We start from the raw sequence: 18629 nt of genomic DNA, 5'->3' as shown, positions 1-18629 counted from the left end.
GAAACCGGCTCCATGGCGCCTGCTGGCCTGGCCGTGGGGTCATGCGAGGGGCGGGGCCGTGTCAGGTCCATGCGCCTCGCCCCCAACGCGGCGTCGAGTGGGCAACGGCCCGGCCGGCCTTGTTCAAAACACCCCGCAGCGCTGGACCCGTGCGGTCTTCCCGCTATCCAAGAGATAGCAATTTTTGCCGCCTGACGGGCAGCCGGCTGCCTAAGATCGCGCCATGGCCCTCTCGCTCCCCCGTACCGCCACCGCACCGTTCTGCCCTTCGGAGGTGAAGGGCTCCGTCCGCATCGATCCGGGCCTGCCGTTCCACAAGAAGCTGCTGCGCTACGCCGGCCCGGGGCTGCTGGTGTCGGTGGGTTACATGGACCCGGGCAACTGGGCGACGGACATCGAGGCCGGCTCGCGGTTCGGCTACGGGCTGCTGTTCGTCGTGCTGCTGGCCAGCCTGGCGGCGATGCTGCTGCAGACGCTGTGCGTGCGGCTCGGGCTGGTGGCGCAAAAAGATCTGGCGCAGCTGTGCCGCGAGCGCTACGGGCCCACGGCCAACCGCCTGCTGTGGGCGGGGGCCGAGCTGGCGATCATCGCCTGCGATCTGGCTGAAGTGCTGGGCGGCGCGCTGGCGCTGCACCTGCTCTTCGGCGTGTCGATTCCGGTGGGCATCGGCATCACCGCGTTCGATACGCTGCTGGTGCTGGGCCTGCAGGGCGCGGGCTTTCGCCGGGTGGAGGCGATCGTGCTCGGGCTGGTGGGCACCATCGCCGCCTGCTTCGCGGTCGAGCTGGCGTTCGCGCAGCCGCTCTGGCCTGCGGTGGCGATGGGCTTCGCGCCCAGCCTGGAACGCCTGCAGCAACCCGGCGCGCTCTACCTGGCCATCGGCATCGTGGGCGCCACGGTGATGCCGCACAACCTCTACCTGCATTCGTCCGTGGTGCAGACCCGCCTGGTGGAAGACAGCGATGCCGGCCGCCGCGAAGCGATCCGCTTCTGCACGCTGGACGCCGTGATCTCGCTGTCGCTCGCGCTGCTGGTGAACGCGGCCATCATGGTGCTGGCCGCGAGCGCCTTCCACGGCCATGGCCGCCAGGACGTCGCCGACATCGCCGACGCCTACCGGCTGATCGAGCCGCTGGTGGGCAGCGCGCTGGCGGCCACGCTGTTCGGCATCGCGCTGCTGGCTTCCGGGCAAAGTTCGACCTTCACCGGCACCATCGCCGGGCAGATCGTGATGGAAGGTTTTCTGAAGCTGAAGATCCCCTGCTGGCAGCGCCGCCTGATCACGCGCGTGCTGGCGCTGGTGCCCGCGCTGGCCGGCGTCTGGTGGCTGGGCGACGACAGCATCGGCAAGATGCTGGTGCTGAGCCAAGTGGTGCTGAGCTTCCAGCTGCCGTTCGCGATGTGGCCGCTGATCCGCTTCACGAGCGACCGGGCGCTGATGGGCGGCTTCGCGAACGGACGCGCGGTGAGGGGGCTGGCCTGGGCCCTGTTCGCGGTGATCTCGGTGGCGAACGTCTGGCTGGTGGGCGCCGTGCTGGCGGGGTGATGTACGGGCGGCGCACGCTGGGTCTCCCGCTCGCCTGCAGCCTGGCTACGGCGGTGTTCAGCGGCTCCACGTCGGCCGGGGCGGTGGCGGATGGGCGGCGCTCACCCCGAACCTGGCGCATCCACATGACCGGACCGCTAAGGCCACAGCGTTGCCTGGTGCCAATAATGGCGCATGAGCCTGATCGACCACTACCTGCCGCGCTACCAGTTCGCAGAGGAGCACAGCCGGTACATTCCGGCCTCGCAAGCTCGTGTGCTCGACGTTCTCGGCCGTCCCGCGGTGCTGAACGACCCGATCGCCCGTGGGCTCATCGCGTTGCGTGAAACGCCCAACCGCCTGGCCGGCCGGCTGGGATTCGCATCCGGCCTCAAGCACCGCCCCTCGTTCAGCGTCGCCGACTTCACGCCCCTCGGGCGGGATGGCGACCGTGAGTTGGCTCACGGCCTGGCGGGCCGCTTCTGGCAGTCGGACTATGGGCTCGTCGATGTGCGCGACGCGGCGGCCTTTCAGGCGCTCGACCCCGCGGGTATCGCCAAATTGGTGATGAATTTCACGGCGGCCCCCGAAGGCGGCGGGACGCGGTTGACGACCCGCACCCGCGTCTGGTGCGGCGATGATGCGGCGCTGCGGCGTTTTCGCCCTTACTGGCTGCTCATCAGGCCGGCCAGTGGGCTGATCCGCCGGCGGTTGTTGAAGCGCGCGCACGATGCGGCGCTGCGGGCTGTTCCTTCGTGACGGTAGTATCGACCCCGCTGCCGCCGACGGATCCGCTCAGCGGCGCGGGGGACCGATCCGGCAGCCGCACCGCCGACCTGCACCGGGCTCAGCCATTGCCCGAGTGTCCATGCATGGACCAGCGGGCGGAACGAGCTTACTTGAGCTTCGCGCCGGCGCTGGCCCTGCAAAGAAAAAGGCACCGGCCATGGAATGGCGGGTGCCTTTCGTAAGCGGCGACGCAGGCGCGCCGGCCGCTCAGACGCGCTTGCGGTATTCGCCCGTGCGCGTGTCGATTTCGATCTTGTCGCCTTGGCTCACGAACAGCGGCACGGGCACTTCGAAGCCGGTGGCGATCTTGGCGGGCTTGAGCACCTTGCCGGACGTGTCGCCCTTCACGGCGGGTTCCGTCCAGGTGATTTCGCGCTCGACGCTGGTGGGCAGTTCGACCGAGATGGCCTTGCCGTCGTAGAACACCACTTCGAGCGACATGCCGTCTTCCAGGTAGTTCAGTGCGTCGCCCATGTTCTCGGCTTCGACTTCGTACTGGTTGTATTCGGTGTCCATGCAGACGTACATCGGGTCGGCGAAGTACGAGTACGTGCATTCCTTCTTGTCGAGGATGACGTTGTCGATCTTGTCGTCGGCCTTGAACACGTTTTCCGTGCCGAAGTTGCCGATCAGGCTCTTGAGCTTCATGCGCACGGTGGCGGCGCCGCGGCCGCCGCGGGCGTATTCGGTCTTCAGGACGACCATCGGGTCCTTGCCGTGCATGATGACGTTGCCGGCGCGGATTTCTTGAGCGATTTTCATAGCAGATTGCTGGGGTTGAAGCCGCTCTACGTGCTGGAGCGCGCGGGGTGTCCGTGTCCACCAGGGCTTTCACAAGCCGTGGTCGTCGCAGGTCCGGCGCCAGCGCATGTTCCGCGGCGGGGTGCACCGGCTGGGCGCCCTGGCCTTACGACCAGGAGCTGCCGCCTTCAATTGGCGCAAAGCCGTGGATTTTAGCTTTTTTCGGCCATGAACCCCATCAGTTGCGTCAAGAGATCGTCCTGCCGCAGCAGACGTGTGCGGGCGGCGAGCACGCAGGCCTGCCAATCGGCCAGTACGTTCGCGGTGATCGTCGGCAGTGGGGTCACCCGGTCGATCCCGTTCCAGACGGCATGGAAGCGGCGCAGCGAGGCGGGCGCGTCCAGCCAGTCGAGGAACGCCTGCAGCTTGGCATGGTGGGCATCGTCCTCCTGCGGGTAGATGTGCCAGATGAAGGGCTGGCCCGCCCACAGCGCGCGCACCAGCGAATCCTCGCCGCGCACGCAGTTCAGGTCGCAGGCCCAGAGCATTTCGTCGAAGGCGGGCTGGGGGCAGGGCGCCAGGAATTCCACGGGCAACGCCGGGTACGCGGGCAGGAGCGCCTGCACCGCCGCAGCCGCTCGTCCAGGGGTCGCGAGCAAGCGCGCATCGCCGCGTTCGGCCAGTTGCCCGACCCAGGCCGGCAGGCCGGCCGGTTCATAGCAAAACAGCGATACGGCCCACTCGTGCGCCGCGATGCCGTGGCGGGCCCGCCAGGCAGCGCGGTCGAACGCGGCCTGCCGCTCCATCAGGCCCGCTTCGCGCAGCAGTCCGCCGGTGCGCGGCGTGAATCCGGGATAGAAGAACCACCGCGTGCAGCCCGCTCCCGGCCCGCTGGACTGCAGCGACGGCAGGCGGTGGCTGCGCTCCACATACGGCTCGGCCGACAGGTATTCCAGGTTGATCCACAAGGGTTTGAAGCGCTTTTTTTGCCCTCCAGCGCTTATTCCATGAGCGATGGATGCTATGAAATCAGGAGCAATCTCGCAGCCGAAGGCTTCGATGACCACGTCGCCCGGGCCGTCCGGCGGCGCGGACGTGGGCCAGGGCCGCACCTGCACCCCGGGAGCGCCCAAGGGCGCCATCCAGGCGAGGGCGCTGGCGTCGTCGGTCCAGAGCCGCACCCGCTCGCCCCGCGCAGCGAGCTGCGCGCAAAGACGCCAGCACACGCCGATGTCGCCATAGTTGTCGATGACCTGGCAGAACACGTCCCAGAGGCGCGGATGGGAAAGAGCGGCCGACGTCATGCGGCCGCTTCCTCGCGTTCGGCGGCGCCGCCGCCGCGCAGGTGGTCCACCAGCAGGCGCGCCACGCTGGAGAGCGATTCGCCCGAGCGCACGCACAGCGACAGCCGCCGCTGCGCCCAGGCCTCGCGCAGCGGCGCCACCCGCACGGGCAGCGCGCCGCGGTAGAGCTGTGCGCTGCCCCCGGGCATCACGCCCACGCCCAGGCCGGCCGACACCATCAGGCAGAGCGCGTCGTACCCCGTGACCTGGATGCGCAGGCGCAGCGGGCGTTCCAGCTCGGCGGCCGCGCGCATCAGCACATGGTTGATGGCGCTGCCCGGGTGCATGCCGACGAAGTCGCAGTCGATCGCGTCGGCCAGGCGCACCCCGCCGCGGCGCCGGGCGAGCGCATGGCCGGCGGGCACGACCAGCACCAGTTCGTCGCGCCGGTAGGGCAGCAGCGCCACGCGGTCGCCGTAGCTGCCGTGGTTGAGGATGCCGACGTCCGCCGCGTTCTCCGCCACCGACCGCGCGACGGCGGTGCTGATCTGCTCCTGCAGCTGCACCTGCACCTGCGGGTGGCTGGCCATGAAGCGCTGCAGCTCGGCCGGCAGGAACTGGGTGATGGCCGAGATGTTGGCCACCACGCGCACCTGGCCGCGCACGCCGGCGCGGAAGTCGCTCATCTGCGCGGCGATGCCGTCCAGGTCGTTGAGCACGCCGCGGGCCATGTCGAGCAACGCGAAGGCGGCGGCGGTGGGTTCGGCGCCGCGGTTGCTGCGGGTGAACAGCTCCACGCGCAACGCGCCCTCCAGTTCGGCCAGCCGCCGGCTGGCGGCCGAGGGCGCGATGTGCTCGCGGGCGGCGGCGCGGGCGATGGCGCTTTCTTCCATCACGGCGACGAAGAGGCGCAGGGAGACCGGGTCGAGCTTCATGGACCGGCATGGTAGCGCCGCACCGGCGGGCCATGCCGGATTGCGATGGCAGCGTCGCGCATCAGCGTTTTGATGCGCGGCCGGCGGGCGGCATCATGCGGCGCCAGAGTGACTTCCGGACCAGGACGAAGATGCAAGAAGGACAAAGCGAAGCCGCAGCACCCACGGCGCTGGCGGGCGTGCGCGTGATCGAGATGGGCCAGCTGATCGCCGGCCCGTACTGCGGCAAGACGCTGGGCGAGTTCGGTGCCGACGTGGTGAAGATCGAGGCCACCGGCACCGGCGACCCGCTGCGCAACTGGCGCATGCTGCAGGACGGCACGTCGGTGTGGTGGCAGGTGCAGTCGCGCAACAAGCGCTCGGTGGCGCTGGACCTGCGCCAGCCCGAGGGGCAGGACATCGCGCGCCGCCTCATCGCCGAGGCCGATGTGCTGATCGAGAACTTCCGCCCCGGCACGCTGGAAGGCTGGGGCATGTCGCCCGAGCAGCTGCATGCGCTCAACCCAGGCCTCGTGATCCTGCGCATTTCGGGCTACGGCCAGACCGGCCCGTACCGCGACCTGCCGGGCTTCGGCGTGATCGGCGAGGCCATGGGCGGCCTGCGACACCTGACCGGCGAGCCGGGCCGCGTGCCGGTGCGGGTGGGCGTGTCGATCGGCGACACGCTGGCGGCGCTGCACGGCGCCATCGGCGTGCTGACGGCGCTCTACCACCGCAAGGTGGGCGGCGGCCAGGGCCAGGTGATCGACGTGGCGCTGCACGAGGCGGTGTTCAACGTGATGGAGAGCCTGATTCCCGAATACAGCGCCTTCGGCGCGGTGCGGGGCGCCGCGGGCAGCGCGCTGCCGGGCATCGCGCCTTCCAATGCCTATCCCTGCACGGACGGCTGGGTGCTGGTGGCCGGCAATGGCGACAGCATCTTCAAGCGGCTGATGGAGGCCATCGGCCGGGCCGACCTGGCGGCGGCGCCCGACCTGGGCGACAACGCCGGCCGCGTGGCGCGCGTGCGCGAGATCGACGATGCCATCGGCGCCTGGACGGCCACGCGCACCGTGGCCGAGGTGATGGACACGCTGGCGGCCGCGCGCGTGCCGGCGGGCAAGGTCTACACCGCGCAGGACATCGCGCAAGACCCGCACTACCGCGCCCGCGACATGCTGCTGGCGCAGACCACGCGCGACGGCCATACGCTGGAAGTGCCGGGCATCGTGCCCAAGCTCTCCGCCACGCCGGGCACCATCCGCTCCAGCGCCCCCCGCCTGGGCGACGACACCGATGCGGTGCTGCGCGAGGCCGGCCTGAGCGATGCGCAGATCGCACTGCTGCGCGAGAAGGGAGTGGTGCAATGAACGCCAATGCCAACACCAACGCGACCGGGACCGTGTGGCAGGGCGCCGGGCGCCGCATCCACATGCAGGAGGTGGGCACGCGCGACGGCCTGCAGATGGAGCAGGCCTTCGTGCCGACGCAGGACAAGATCGCGCTCGTGAACGCGCTGTCGGACGCGGGGCTCGCCAAGATCGAAGTCACCGCGTTCGTGTCGCCCACGGCCATTCCGGCGCTGCGCGACGCCGAGATCGTGATGCGCGAGATCGCGCGGCGCCCCGGCGTGGTCTATGCCGCGCTGGTGCCGAACGTGCGGGGCGCGGAGCGCGCCATCGAGGCACTGACCGACGAGCTCAACCTGGTGATGTCCGCCAGCGAGACCCACAACATCGCCAACCTGCGCATGACGCGCGCGCAGTCGTTCGCGTCGCTCGCGCAGGTGGTGGCCACGGCGCAGGCGGCGGGCGTGGCCGTGAACGTGTCGCTCTCGTGCGTGTTCGGCTGTCCTATGGAGGGCGACGTGGCCGAGGCCGAGGTATTCGGCTGGGTGCAGCGCTTCGCAGACCTGGGCGTGGGCGGCATCACGCTGTGCGACACCACGGGCATGGCGCACCCCGCGCAGGTGGTGGCGCTGGTCAGCGCGGCATGTGCCCGCTGGCCGGGCCTGGTGTTCACGCTGCACTTCCACAACACGCGGGGCATGGGCCTGGCCAACGTCCTGGCCGCCATCGGCGCGGGGGCTGACCGGTTCGACGCCTCGCTGGGCGGGCTGGGCGGCTGCCCCTATGCGCCGGGCGCCTCGGGCAACGTCTGCAGCGAAGAGGTCGTGCATGCGCTCGAGCTGATGGGCTACGACACCGGCGTGGACCTGGCGGCGCTGCTGGCCGCCGCACGGCGCCTGCCGGAGCTCATCGGCCACGACATTCCCGGCCAGATCGCCAAGGCCGGGCGGCGCCTGGATCTGCACCCGGTGCCAGCGGATTTCGAAGCCATTCGCGAACGGGCGATGGCGAGATAACAGAAAAACACAACGACAGGAGACACACCATGCCCACGCTTTCCTCCCTCTCGGGCCGCCTGCCGCGCCGCCGCGCGCTGCAGGCGCTCGCCGCCACCCTCTGCGCACCCGCTCCGTTCGCCTGGGCGCAGGACGGCTACCCCTCCAAGCCCATCACGCTGATCGTGCCGCAGGCGGCGGGGGGTGCCAACGACGCCATCGCCCGCGTGGTCGCGCAGCGCCTGTCCGAGCAAATGGGCCAGAGCGTGATCGTGGACAACCGGCCCGGCGCGGGCGGCACCCTCGCCACCGCCGCCACGGCCCGCGCCAGGCACGACGGCTACACGCTGCTGCTCACGGCCGACAGCGCGCACGTCATCGGGCCGGCGCTCTACCGCAACCCCGGCTTCGACCCGGTGAAGGACTTCGAGCCCGTGGCGCCGGTGGCTACGGCCGGCTACGTGCTGGTCGCGCACCCATCCTTTCCGGCGAACGACATCGCTGGCCTCGTCACGCTCGCCAAGGCCAAGCCCGGCGAATACGCCATCGCCTCGGCGGGCAACGGCACGCTCAACCACCTGATCGGCGAGATGCTGCAGAAGGCCGCGGGCATCCGGCTGCAGCACGTCCCCTACAAGGGCTCGGCCGCCGCCGCGACGGACGTGGCCGGCGGGCAGGTGCCGCTGTCGGTGCAGAGCCTGCCTTCGTGCATCGGGTTCATCAAGGCGGGCAAGCTCAAGGTGCTCGGCGTGGTCAACAGCCGCCCGGTGGCCGCGCTGCCCGGCGTGCCGACGATCGGCCAGACGCTGCCGGGCTTCGGCCAGTCGCCCTGGTACGCGCTGTTCGCGCCAGCCGGCACGCCCGCGCCGATCGTCGCGCGGCTGCAGACCGAGGTGGCCCGCGCCCTGGACCAGAAGGACGTGATCGACAAGCTCGCCAACGTGGGCTGCGAGCCGTTCAAGGGCACATCGGCCCAGCTGGGCGCGCTGGTGCAGGCCGAGCTGCCGCAGTGGGCGCGCGTGGTGAAGGACACCGGCGCCACCGTGGACTGATGCCCCCGCCGCCGCGCAAGACATTTGACGAAACACACAACGACTAACGACCCAGGAGACGACGACATGCGACATACCTTTCCCCGCCGGCTCGCGCTGGCCACCCTTGCCGCCGCCGCTGCATGCGCGGCGCTGCCGCTGGCAGCCCAGGCGCAGGGAGCCTACCCGGCCAAACCCGTGACGCTCGTCGTGCCCACCGCCGCCGGCGGTACCACCGACCTGTCGGCGCGCATGCTCGCGCAGGCGCTCGGCCCCGTGCTCGGCCAATCGGTGGTGGTGGACAACAAGGGCGGCGGCAACGGCAACATCGCCGCGGCGGCCGTGAAGCGGGCCGAGCCCGACGGCTACACGCTGCTCATGCAGTATTCGGGCTACCACGTCATCTCGCCGCTGCTCACGACGCAGAAAACCTGGGACACGGCCGACTTCCAGCCCGTGGCGAACGTGCTGTCCGCGCCGCAGATCATCGTGGTGCGCGACGGCCTGCCGGTGAAGACGCTGGCCGAGCTCATTGCCTATGCGAAGGCCAACCCCGGCAAACTGAACTACGCCTCGTCCGGCAACGGCTCCCTGCAGCACGTGACCGGCGCCATGCTGGAGCAGCAGGGCGGCCAGGTGGACCTGACCTTCGGCACGGCGCCGCCCTTCATGCCGCACATCCAGGCGGGCAAGCTGCGCGTGCTGGCCGTGACCGGCAAGGAGCGCCTGCCCAGCCTGCCCAACGTGCCCACCACCGCCGAGGCGGGCTGTCCGCAGGTCAACGCCACGTCGTGGTTCGCGCTCTTCGCCCCCGCCAACACGCCCAGGCCGGTGATCGACAAGCTGGTAGCCGACGTTCGCACCGTGGTGCAGAACCCCGCCTTCCAGCAGAAGGCGCAGGAGCAGGGCGCAACGGCCGACTACCAGGCACCGCAGCAGCTCGGCGCCCGAGTCAAGACGGACCTGGCGGACTGGGCGCGGGTCATCAAGGCGGCCAACATCCAGGCCGATTGACGAAAGCCGCTTCCGATCGCGACCGCCGATGGCGGGGATCGCTGCGGCCCCACGAGCCGCCACATCACAGGGCCCCCATGCACCGCATGGGGGCCTTTTTCGTGGGGCCGCGCACCAGCCGAGTGCAGTTTCGAAAACGCTATGAATGATTGATTTTTTTCTTTACTATCGGCTCGTTGTAAATTCTTTGTCAAATTGGACGGGTCGCCTCCATGTCTTTCCAGGACGCGGAGGCCTGGCTCGCCATGGTCCCGGCCCCGCTGCCACCGTTCTTCATTGCCTATGTCCGACCTGCCCGACGTCATCGCCGACGGCGTATCGATCGCGATCCGCATCGGCCGCGCACGCCCGCAGCTGACGCCCTCGCATCAGCAGATGGCGGACTACGTGCTGGCGCATCCGCTGCAGGCGGCCACCATGCCCATCGACGAGCTGGCCGCAGCGGTCGGCGTGTCCATCGCCACGGCCAACCGGTTCGCCCGGGCCATCGGGCTGGACGGCTACCCGATGCTGCGGGCCGAGCTGGTGAAGGGTTTCGAGGCCATGCTCGCGCCCATCGAGAAGATGCGCATCAAGCTGGAGAAGCCCACCTCGATCCAGGACGTGTTCGCCGCCGCGCTGGAGGAGAGCCAGCGCAACATCGCCGCCACGCGCGACGCGCTGGACCCCGCCGCTTGCGAGTTGGCCGTGCAGGCCCTGCTGGCCGCGCGCCGCGTGTACCTGGCCGGCTATGGCGCCAGCGGCTGGCTGGCGGGCCTGCTGCAGCGCGGGCTGGACGCGTATTGCGACAACGTGCATCTGCTGGCGGGCGTGGGCGGTGCCTCGTATGGCGCGCGCCTGCTGCCGCGCATGGGCGAGGGCGATGTGCTCGTCGCCATCAGCTACCCGCGCTACCTGACCGACACCGTGTTGCTGGCCCAGGGTGCCTTCGAGCGTGGCGTGAAGGTGGTGGCGCTGACCGACGGCCCGCATTCCCCGATCCTGCCGTTCGCGCATGTCTGCCTGTTCGCGCAGACGGAAAACCAGTACGCGGCCAATTCCGAATCGTCCGCGCTGGCGCTCATCGAAGCGCTGACCAGCGCGGTGGCCCATCAGTCCAAGGACTCGGTGAAGACCGCCGCCCGCATGACCGAAGCCGTGCTGCCCTGGCTGCACGACAGCGCCCGCAGCCGGCTCGCTTCGCGCTCGGTGGACGCTGGCCCCAAGCGGGCGGAGGGGCGGGGCAGGGGGCGCTGAAGGGCTGCCTTCGATGACGCCCTTGGTCGCCCCGTCTTTCCCCATTCCTTCCCTCGCCGTTTCCCCCCATTTCCCGACCCTGCCTGCATGACCGCTTCGCCCGCCTCGCCCGCCTCCGTTTCTGCTGCTCGCCCTGTTCCCGTGATCGCCATCCACGGCGGTGCGGGCACGTTGAGCCGCGCCACCATCCATGCCGATCAGGAGCGGGCTTACCAGGCCGCGCTGCACGCGGTGCTGAGCGCCGGCCAGGCCGTGCTGGCGCGGGGCGGCAGCGCGGTGGATGCGGTCTGCGAGGCCGTGCGCCTGCTGGAGGAGTGCCCGCTGTTCAATGCCGGCCACGGCGCGGTGTTCACCGCCGAGGCCACGCACGAGCTGGACGCCGCGGTGATGGACGGCGGCAACCTCGCCGCCGGCGCGGTGGCGGGCGTGGCGCACGTGCGCAACCCGGTGCTGGCCGCCCGTGCGGTCATGCGGCACGGACAGCACGTGCTGATGGCCGGCGAAGGTGCCGAGCGCATGGCGCGCGAAGCGGGCCTGGAGATGGTGCAGGCATCGCATTTCTCCACCGATGCGCGCCGCGCCCAGCTGGAGGCCGCGCGCGCCAGCCAGCGCGGCGCCGTACTGGACCACGACGGCGCCGCGGCGCTGGCGGGCCGTGCCCTGGATGAAGACCGCAAGATGGGCACCGTGGGCGCCGTCGCGCTGGATGCGCAGGGCCACCTCGCCTCCGCCACCTCCACCGGCGGCATGACCAATAAGCGCCCCGGCCGCGTGGGCGACAGCCCGCTGATCGGCGCGGGCACCTATGCCGACGACCGCACCGCCGCCGTCTCGTGCACCGGCCATGGCGAGAGCTTCATCCGGGTAGCAGCCGCACATGACATCTGCGCGCGCATGCAGCACGGAGGCGCGGCGCTGGCCGATGCGGCCGACGCCGTGGTGCACGGCACGCTCGCCGCCATCGGCGGCACGGGCGGCCTGATCGCCGTCGATCGCCACGGCAACGTGTGCCTGCCGTTCAACACCGAGGGCATGTACCGCGGCTTCGCCCGGGTGGGCGAGGCGCCCGAGACCTTCATCTACCGCTGAGCGCGCAGCGCGCCGTGCCCATCCGCCCCCCGACCGAATCTTCTTTCCGCCTGCCATGAAACCCAATGCCCCGACCCCGTCCTCGGCCCTCGCGCTGCCCGAGCAGCGCGTGCTGGCCGTGGACGACCTGACCATCCGCTTCGCCAATTCCGAGCGCACGGTGGATGCCGTACGCAACCTGTCCTTCCACGTCGACCGGGGCGAGACGCTGGCCATCGTGGGCGAATCGGGCTCGGGCAAGTCCGTTACCTCGCTGGCGCTGATGCGGCTGGTGGAGCATGGCGGCGGCCGGATCATCAATGGCTCGGTGGCGCTGCGCCGGCGCAACGGCCAGGTGCTGGAGGTCGCCAGGGCCAGCAACGCCGTGATGCGCGGCGTGCGCGGCGCGGACGTGGCCATGATCTTCCAGGAGCCCATGACTTCGCTCAACCCGGTGTTCACCGCGGGCGACCAGATCGCCGAATCGATCCGCGTGCACCAGGGCAAGGACCGCGCCGCCGCCCGCGCCGAGGCGCTGCGCATGCTGGAGCTGGTGCGCATTCCCGAGGTGCGCAACGTGCTGGACCGCTTTCCCCACCAGCTCTCGGGCGGCATGCGCCAGCGCGTGATGATCGCGATGGCGCTGTCGTGCAAGCCGCAGCTGCTGATCGCCGACGAGCCCACCACCGCGCTGGACGTGACCATCCAGGCGCAGATCCTGCAGCTCATCCGCCAGTTGCAGGACGAGATGCACATGGGCGTGATCTTCATCACCCACGACATGGGCGTGGTGGCCGAGGTGGCCGACCGCGTGCTGGTGATGTACCGCGGCGACAAGGTGGAGGAGGGCCCGTCCGACCAGGTGTTCGCCGCGCCGCAGCATGCCTACACCCGTGCACTGCTGTCGGCCGTGCCCAAGTTGGGCGCCATGCAGGGCACGGACCTGCCGCGCCACTTCGAGCTGATCGGCGCCAGCGGCACGTCCGGTGCCGAGGCGGTGCTGGAATCCACGCCCGCCGACACGCGCCCCGCGGGGGCGCAGCCCATCCTGCGCGTGAAGGACTTGGTCACGCGCTTCGATCTGCGTTCCGGCCTCTTCAACCGCGTCAAGCGCCGTGTGCATGCGGTCGAGCGCGTGAGCTTCGATCTCTACCCCGGCGAGACGCTCGCCCTCGTGGGCGAATCGGGCTGCGGCAAGTCCACCACCGGCCGGTCGCTGCTGCGCCTGGTCGACAGCCAGAGCGGCGCTATCGAGTTCGGCGGCCGCAACATCCTGGACCTGCCCACGTCCGAAGTGCAGGCCCTGCGCCGCGACATCCAGTTCATCTTCCAGGACCCGTTCGCCTCGCTCGACCCGCGGCTCACGGTGGGCTTCTCGATCATGGAGCCGCTCCTGGTGCACAAGATCGGCACCCGCGAAGAGGCACAGGCCCGCGTGGACTGGCTGCTGGAGAAGGTGGGCCTGCCGCGCGAGCATGCCCAGCGCTACCCGCACGAATTCTCCGGCGGCCAGCGCCAGCGCATCGCCATCGCCCGGGCGCTCGCGCTCAACCCCAAGGTGGTGGTGGCCGACGAATCGGTCTCGGCGCTCGACGTCTCCATCCAGGCGCAGATCGTCAACCTGATGCTCGACCTGCAGCGCGAACTGGGCGTGGCCTTCCTCTTCATCTCGCACGACATGGCGGTGGTGGAGCGCATCAGCCACCGCGTGGCGGTGATGTTCCTCGGGCAGATCGTCGAGATCGGCCCGCGCCGCGCCATCTTCGAGAACCCCCAGCACGCCTATACCAAGAAGCTCATGGCCGCCGTTCCCATCGCCGACCCGGCCCGCCGCCACCTGAAGCGCGCGCTGCTCGGCGGCGAGATCCCCAGCCCCATCCGCGCCATCGGCGACGAGCCGGCGGTGCAGCCGCTGGTGGAAGTCGGCCCGGGCCATTTCGTGGCGCGGCACGCCATCGCCAACCTGTACTGACCTGACCCGCTCTCGCTTTCCCGCTGTCCCTTCCTGCCTTCGTTCCCTTTCCAACCGGAGTCCACCATGAAGAAAACCCTGCATTCCCGCCGCGTCGCAGCCGGCCTCCTGGCCCTCGTGGCCGTCGCCGCCTCCGGCTCCGCGCTGGCCAACGGCAACGCCGTGCTTGCGATCTACCAGCAGCCCGAGACGCTGGACCCCTACAACACCAACACGACGATCACCACGGCCGTCACCAAGACGTTCTACGAAGGCCTGTTCGCCTTCGACAAGGACATGAAGCTCAAGAACGTGCTGGCCGAGAGCTATGAAGTCTCCAAGGACGGCCTGGTATACACCTTCAAGCTGCGCTCGGGCGTGAAGTTCCACGACGGCACCGACTTCAACGCAGCCGCCGCCAAGGCCACGCTGGACCGCGTGATGGACCCGGCCAACCGCCTGCTGCGCGCCAACCAGTTCAACCGCGTGGCCAAGGTCGAGGCCGTGAACCCGCAGACCCTGCGCATCACGCTGAAGGAGCCCTTCGGCCCCTTCATCAACGCGCTGGCGCACGCCTCCGCCGCGATGATCTCGCCCACGGCGCTGGCCAAGTGGGGCAGCAAGGACATCGCCTTCCACCCCGTGGGCACCGGCCCGTTCGAATTCGTGGAATGGAAGCAGACGGAAGCCATCGTCGGCAAGAAGTTCGCGAACTACTGGAAGAAGGGCTACCCCAAGATCGACCAGATCACCTGGAAGCCCGTCACCGAGAACAACACCCGCGCCGCCATGCTGCAGACGGGCGAGGCCGACTTCGCCTTCACGCTGCCCTATGAGCAGATCGCCACGCTGAAGAAGAGCGACAAGGTGGACGTGGTCACGGCGCCCTCCATCATCCAGCGCTTCCTGACGTTCAACATGCTGCAAAAGCCCTTCGACAACCCGAAGGTGCGCGAAGCCATCGGCTACGCCATCAACAAGGACGCGCTGTCCAAGGTGGCCTTCAGCGGTTACGCGTTCCCGGCCCAGGGCTTCGTGCCGCAGGGCGTGGAGTACGCGGTGAAGATGCAGCCGATTCCCTACAACGTCGCCAAGGCCAAGGAGCTGCTGAAGGAAGCCGGCTACCCGAACGGCTTCGAGAGCACGCTGTGGAGCGGCTACAACAACACCACCAGCCAGAAGGTGATTCAGTTCCTGCAGCAGCAGTTGCAGCAGGTCGGCATCAAGGTGTCGGTGGAGGCACTGGAGCCCGGCAAGCGTGCCGAGCTGGTCGATGCCTGGCCCGACCCCAAGACCGCCAAGGCACGCCTCTACTACATCGGCTGGTCGTCCTCGACGGGTGAAGCCGACTGGGCGTTGCGTCCGCTGTTCTCCACCGAGTCGTGGGCACCCAAGCTCGCCAACTACGCGTTCTACAGCAACCCCGTGGTGGACGAGTCCATCGCCAAGGCGCTGCTGACCACCGACGGCTCCGAGCGCGCCGCGCTCTACAAGACGGCGCAGGAACAGATCGCCAAGGACCTGCCGCGCATCCCGCTGGTCACCGAAGAGGTGCTGTACGCCCATTCCAAGCGCCTGTCGGGCGTGTACGTGATGCCTGACGGCAACATCAACAGCGACGAGATCTCGCTGAAGTAAGCCCGCAGGGCGCGAGGCCCCCGCCCGGTGCGGGAGCCTGCTTTCCCGCCTTCGTTTCCGTTTCCGTTTCCGTTGTCACCTCGCTGCGCACCGCAGCGCCGCATCCATGCTGAACTATTTCCTCAAACGACTGCTGGGGCTCCTGCCGACGCTGCTGATCGTGGCGGTACTGGTGTTCCTCTTCGTCCACATGCTGCCGGGCGACCCCGCACGCCTGGCCGCCGGGGTGGACGCCGACGAGGCCACCGTGCAGGTCGTGCGCCAGGAGCTGGGCCTCGACAAGCCCCTGCCCGAGCAGTTCGTGCACTTCTTCTCGCGCATGGTGCAGGGGGATTTCGGCACGTCGATCCGCACCCGCCGCCCCGTGGCCGCCGAGATCGGCGAGCGGTTCATGCCCACGCTGCTGCTCACCCTGGCCGCCATGGCCTGGTCGGTGGTGCTGGGCATGGGCATCGGCATTCTGTCGGCCGTGTACCGCAACCGCTGGCCCGACCGACTGGGCATGACGCTGGCGGTGTCCGGCATTTCCTTTCCCGCCTTCGCGCTCGGCATGACGCTGATGCAGGTGTTCTCGGTGGAGCTGGGCTGGCTGCCCACCGTGGGCGCCGACAGCTGGAAGCACTACATCCTGCCCTCCATCACGCTGGGCGCGGCGGTGGCCGCCGTGATGGCCCGCTTCACCCGCGCATCCTTCGTTGAAGTGGTGCAGGAAGACTTCGTACGCACCGCGCGCGCCAAGGGCCTGAACGAGCGCACCGTGGTGCTCAAGCACTGCTTGCGCAATGCGCTCATCCCGGTCGTCACCATGATGGGCCTGCAGTTCGGCTTCCTGCTGGGCGGCTCCATCGTGGTGGAGGCCGTCTTCAACTGGCCCGGCCTCGGCCGCCTGCTGGTGGACGCCGTGACCATGCGCGACTACCCCGTCATCCAGACGCTGGTGCTGCTTTTCTCGCTGGAGTTCATCCTCATCAACCTGGTGGTGGACATGCTCTACGGCTTCATCAACCCGACCATCCGCTACAAGTGAAGCGCACGGACCGGACCCCCACCATCGACGAAGACACGGTATGACCACGCCCTCCATTCCCACGCCGCCCGACGCCGCCCTGGTGGCGGCGGCCACGGTGGCCCCCGCCGCCGGCAATGCCTCCACGGTGCGCACCCCCTGGCGCGAGTTCTGGCGCAAGTTCAAGAAGCAGCACGTCGCGGTGGCCGCGCTGGTGTTCGTTGTGCTGCTCGTCGCCGTGGCCGTGCTGGCCCCGGTGATCGTGCCGTTCGATGCGGAGAACTTCTTCGACTACGACCGGCTGAACGACGGCCCCTCGGCCATGCACTGGTTCGGCGTCGATCCGCTCGGCCGCGACATCTTCAGCCGCATCCTGATGGGCGCGCGCATCTCGCTGGCCGCGGGCTTCCTGTCGGTGGCGATCGGCTGCCTGATCGGCACCACGCTGGGCCTGCTCGCCGGCTACTACGAAGGCTGGTGGGACCGCATCGTGATGCGCATCTCCGACGTGCTGTTCGCCTTCCCCGGCATCCTGCTGGCCCTCGGCGTGGTGGCCATCCTGGGCAGCAGCATGACCAACGTGGTGGTGGCCGTGGCGGTGTTCAGCGTGCCGGCCTTCGCGCGGCTGGTGCGCGGCAACACGCTGGTGCTCAAGCAGATGACCTACATCGAATCCGCGCGCAGCATCGGCGCATCGGACTGGACCATCATCGTGCGGCACATCCTGCCCGGCACCATCTCCTCCATCGTCGTCTACTTCACGATGCGCGTGGGCACCTCGATCATCACCGCCGCCAGCCTGTCGTTCCTCGGCATGGGCGCCCAGCCGCCGACGCCGGAGTGGGGCGCCATGCTGAACGAAGCACGCGCGGACATGGTGAACGCGCCGCACGTGGCGCTGTTCCCGAGCCTCGCCATCTTCCTCACGGTGCTGGCCTTCAACCTGCTGGGCGACGGCCTGCGCGACGCGCTGGATCCCAAGATCGACCGGCAGACATGACCGGGGCGAACGCGCGCGACCTCGCGGCCCCCGCGCCGCCGCGCATCGGCCTGCTGGAAGCGGGGCCGCTGGACGCGATCACGGACGTGGCGGGCGTCACCGTCGGCCACGCCACGCTGGCCGACGGCCCGGTGCAGACCGGCGTGACCGTCATCCATCCGCATGGGCTCGACCCGTACCGCCACAAGGTGCCGGCCGGCGCCGCCGTCATCAACGGCTTCGGCAAGAGCGTGGGCCTGGTGCAGCTGGAAGAGCTCGGGCAGCTGGAGACGCCGATCGCGCTCACCAACACGTTCTCGGTGCCCGCCGTGGTGCAGGCGCAGATCCGCGACTGCGTGCGCGCCAATCCCGAGACGGGCCGCGCGCTGCCCACCGTCAATCCGTTGGTGCTGGAGTGCAACGACGGTTTCCTCAACGACATCCAGCGCATGGCCGTGGGCGACGCCCACTACCGCGCCGCCTGCGACGCGGCCGGCGAGCAGGTTCCCCAGGGCGCCGTGGGTGCGGGCCGCGGCATGTCGAGCTTCCAGCTCAAAGGCGGCATCGGCACCGCGTCGCGGCGCGTGCAGTTCGCCGGCGGCCTTCGCACGGTGGGCGCGCTGGTGCTCGCCAACTACGGTCTGCTGCCGAACCTGGTCTGGGGCGGCATGCCGATCGGTGCGCGCTTGGCGGCGCTGCTGGAGGCGGAGGCGCTCGCCGCCACCGCCGGCCCCGAGAAAGGCTCGATCATCATGGTGCTGGCCACGGATGCCGCGCTGGACGCTCGCCAGCTCGGCCGCCTGGCACGGCGCGCGGCCGCGGGCCTGGCGCGCACCGGCTCGGTGTACGGCCATGGCAGCGGCGACATCGCTATTGCGTTCTCCACCGCCTACACCCTGCCGCACCTGCCGCAAGAGTCCATGCCGGCCGTGCCACTGGTCCACGAATCCCTGCTCGACGGCTTGTTCCAGGCGGCGGCCGACAGCGTCGAGCAGGCCATCGTCCACGCGCTCTGGCATGCGGAACGCGTGACCGGCCGTGATGGCCATGACCGACGCGGGCTGCGCGAGCTGCTCGGCCGCGTCGGCTGATGCCGCCATCCCCAGTCTC

General features: G+C 69.7%; 16 protein-coding genes. 13 read left to right on the top strand and 3 right to left on the bottom strand.

Going from position 1 to position 18629, the window contains the following annotated elements; genetic code table 11:
• Positions 1 to 223 precede the first annotated feature (223 nt).
• Together ABWV53_RS08505 and ABWV53_RS08500 are read left to right on the top strand one after the other, a co-directional pair.
• A complete protein-coding gene (locus tag ABWV53_RS08505; protein ID WP_353364866.1) occupies positions 224 to 1546 on the top strand; it encodes an Nramp family divalent metal transporter in 1323 nt (440 codons plus the stop codon).
• A 174-nt stretch (positions 1547 to 1720) separates the two neighbouring features.
• The gene (locus tag ABWV53_RS08500; protein ID WP_353364864.1) at positions 1721 to 2284 is read left to right on the top strand and encodes a hypothetical protein; all 564 of its coding nucleotides are present in this window, start codon (positions 1721 to 1723) and stop codon (positions 2282 to 2284) included.
• A gap of 237 nt (positions 2285 to 2521) precedes the next feature.
• Here ABWV53_RS08500 and efp read toward each other — a convergent pair whose 3' ends face one another.
• The 3 genes from efp to ABWV53_RS08485 form a co-directional block, all read right to left on the bottom strand.
• Entirely contained in the window at positions 2522 to 3076 is a 555-nt protein-coding gene (efp, locus tag ABWV53_RS08495; RefSeq protein WP_056421144.1) for an elongation factor P, read from the bottom strand.
• A gap of 191 nt (positions 3077 to 3267) precedes the next feature.
• On the bottom strand, positions 3268 to 4359 hold the full coding sequence (earP, locus tag ABWV53_RS08490; protein ID WP_353364861.1) for an elongation factor P maturation arginine rhamnosyltransferase EarP: 1092 nt from the start codon (positions 4357 to 4359) through the stop codon (positions 3268 to 3270).
• Positions 4356 to 5273, bottom strand: coding sequence for a LysR family transcriptional regulator (locus ABWV53_RS08485; RefSeq protein WP_353364859.1), 918 nt, complete (start codon positions 5271 to 5273; stop codon positions 4356 to 4358). Before ABWV53_RS08485 ends, earP begins: the two co-directional genes overlap by 4 nt.
• A gap of 131 nt (positions 5274 to 5404) precedes the next feature.
• Here ABWV53_RS08485 and ABWV53_RS08480 point away from each other — a divergent pair, with 131 nt between their 5' ends.
• From ABWV53_RS08480 to ABWV53_RS08430, 11 genes are all read left to right on the top strand, one after another.
• Entirely contained in the window at positions 5405 to 6622 is a 1218-nt protein-coding gene (locus ABWV53_RS08480) for a CaiB/BaiF CoA transferase family protein (RefSeq protein WP_353364857.1), read from the top strand.
• Positions 6619 to 7617, top strand: a complete 999-nt coding sequence (locus ABWV53_RS08475) for a hydroxymethylglutaryl-CoA lyase (protein ID WP_353364855.1) — start codon at positions 6619 to 6621, stop codon at positions 7615 to 7617. The genes ABWV53_RS08480 and ABWV53_RS08475 overlap by 4 nt, the downstream gene beginning before the upstream one ends.
• A 29-nt stretch (positions 7618 to 7646) precedes the next feature.
• Positions 7647 to 8648 carry a Bug family tripartite tricarboxylate transporter substrate binding protein gene (locus tag ABWV53_RS08470; protein WP_353364853.1) on the top strand — a complete coding sequence of 334 codons (1002 nt, stop codon included), beginning with the start codon at positions 7647 to 7649 and terminating at the stop codon, positions 8646 to 8648.
• A gap of 66 nt (positions 8649 to 8714) precedes the next feature.
• Positions 8715 to 9641 carry a Bug family tripartite tricarboxylate transporter substrate binding protein gene (locus tag ABWV53_RS08465; protein WP_353364851.1) on the top strand — a complete coding sequence of 309 codons (927 nt, stop codon included), beginning with the start codon at positions 8715 to 8717 and terminating at the stop codon, positions 9639 to 9641.
• A gap of 282 nt (positions 9642 to 9923) precedes the next feature.
• On the top strand, positions 9924 to 10877 hold the full coding sequence (locus ABWV53_RS08460; protein ID WP_353364849.1) for a MurR/RpiR family transcriptional regulator: 954 nt from the start codon (positions 9924 to 9926) through the stop codon (positions 10875 to 10877).
• Between the two features lie 87 nt (positions 10878 to 10964).
• Positions 10965 to 11966: an isoaspartyl peptidase/L-asparaginase family protein gene (locus tag ABWV53_RS08455; protein ID WP_353364847.1), complete on the top strand. Its 1002-nt coding sequence runs from the start codon at positions 10965 to 10967 to the stop codon at positions 11964 to 11966.
• A gap of 55 nt (positions 11967 to 12021) precedes the next feature.
• The gene (locus ABWV53_RS08450) at positions 12022 to 13917 is read left to right on the top strand and encodes a dipeptide ABC transporter ATP-binding protein (protein ID WP_353364845.1); all 1896 of its coding nucleotides are present in this window, start codon (positions 12022 to 12024) and stop codon (positions 13915 to 13917) included.
• A 66-nt stretch (positions 13918 to 13983) separates the two neighbouring features.
• Complete coding sequence (gene gsiB / locus ABWV53_RS08445; RefSeq protein WP_353364843.1) at positions 13984 to 15534, top strand: glutathione ABC transporter substrate-binding protein GsiB; 1551 nt, start codon at positions 13984 to 13986, stop codon at positions 15532 to 15534.
• Positions 15535 to 15640: 106 nt separating this feature from the next.
• Positions 15641 to 16561, top strand: a complete 921-nt coding sequence (gsiC, locus tag ABWV53_RS08440) for a glutathione ABC transporter permease GsiC (protein ID WP_353364841.1) — start codon at positions 15641 to 15643, stop codon at positions 16559 to 16561.
• 40 nt (positions 16562 to 16601) lie between these two features.
• Positions 16602 to 17540 (top strand): glutathione ABC transporter permease GsiD, encoded by a 939-nt coding sequence (gsiD, locus tag ABWV53_RS08435; protein ID WP_353364839.1) that lies wholly within the window; start codon positions 16602 to 16604, stop codon positions 17538 to 17540.
• Positions 17537 to 18610 carry a P1 family peptidase gene (locus tag ABWV53_RS08430; protein WP_353364837.1) on the top strand — a complete coding sequence of 358 codons (1074 nt, stop codon included), beginning with the start codon at positions 17537 to 17539 and terminating at the stop codon, positions 18608 to 18610. Before gsiD ends, ABWV53_RS08430 begins: the two co-directional genes overlap by 4 nt.
• Positions 18611 to 18629: the final 19 nt, after the last annotated feature.

Origin of the sequence: Acidovorax sp. FG27, from assembly GCF_040365715.1 — a bacterium.
In the GTDB taxonomy this organism is placed as follows: Bacteria; Pseudomonadota; Gammaproteobacteria; order Burkholderiales; family Burkholderiaceae_C; genus Paracidovorax.
The sequence above is the reverse complement of the archived record's forward strand: the minus strand, read 5'-3'. Positions and strand labels throughout refer to the sequence as shown.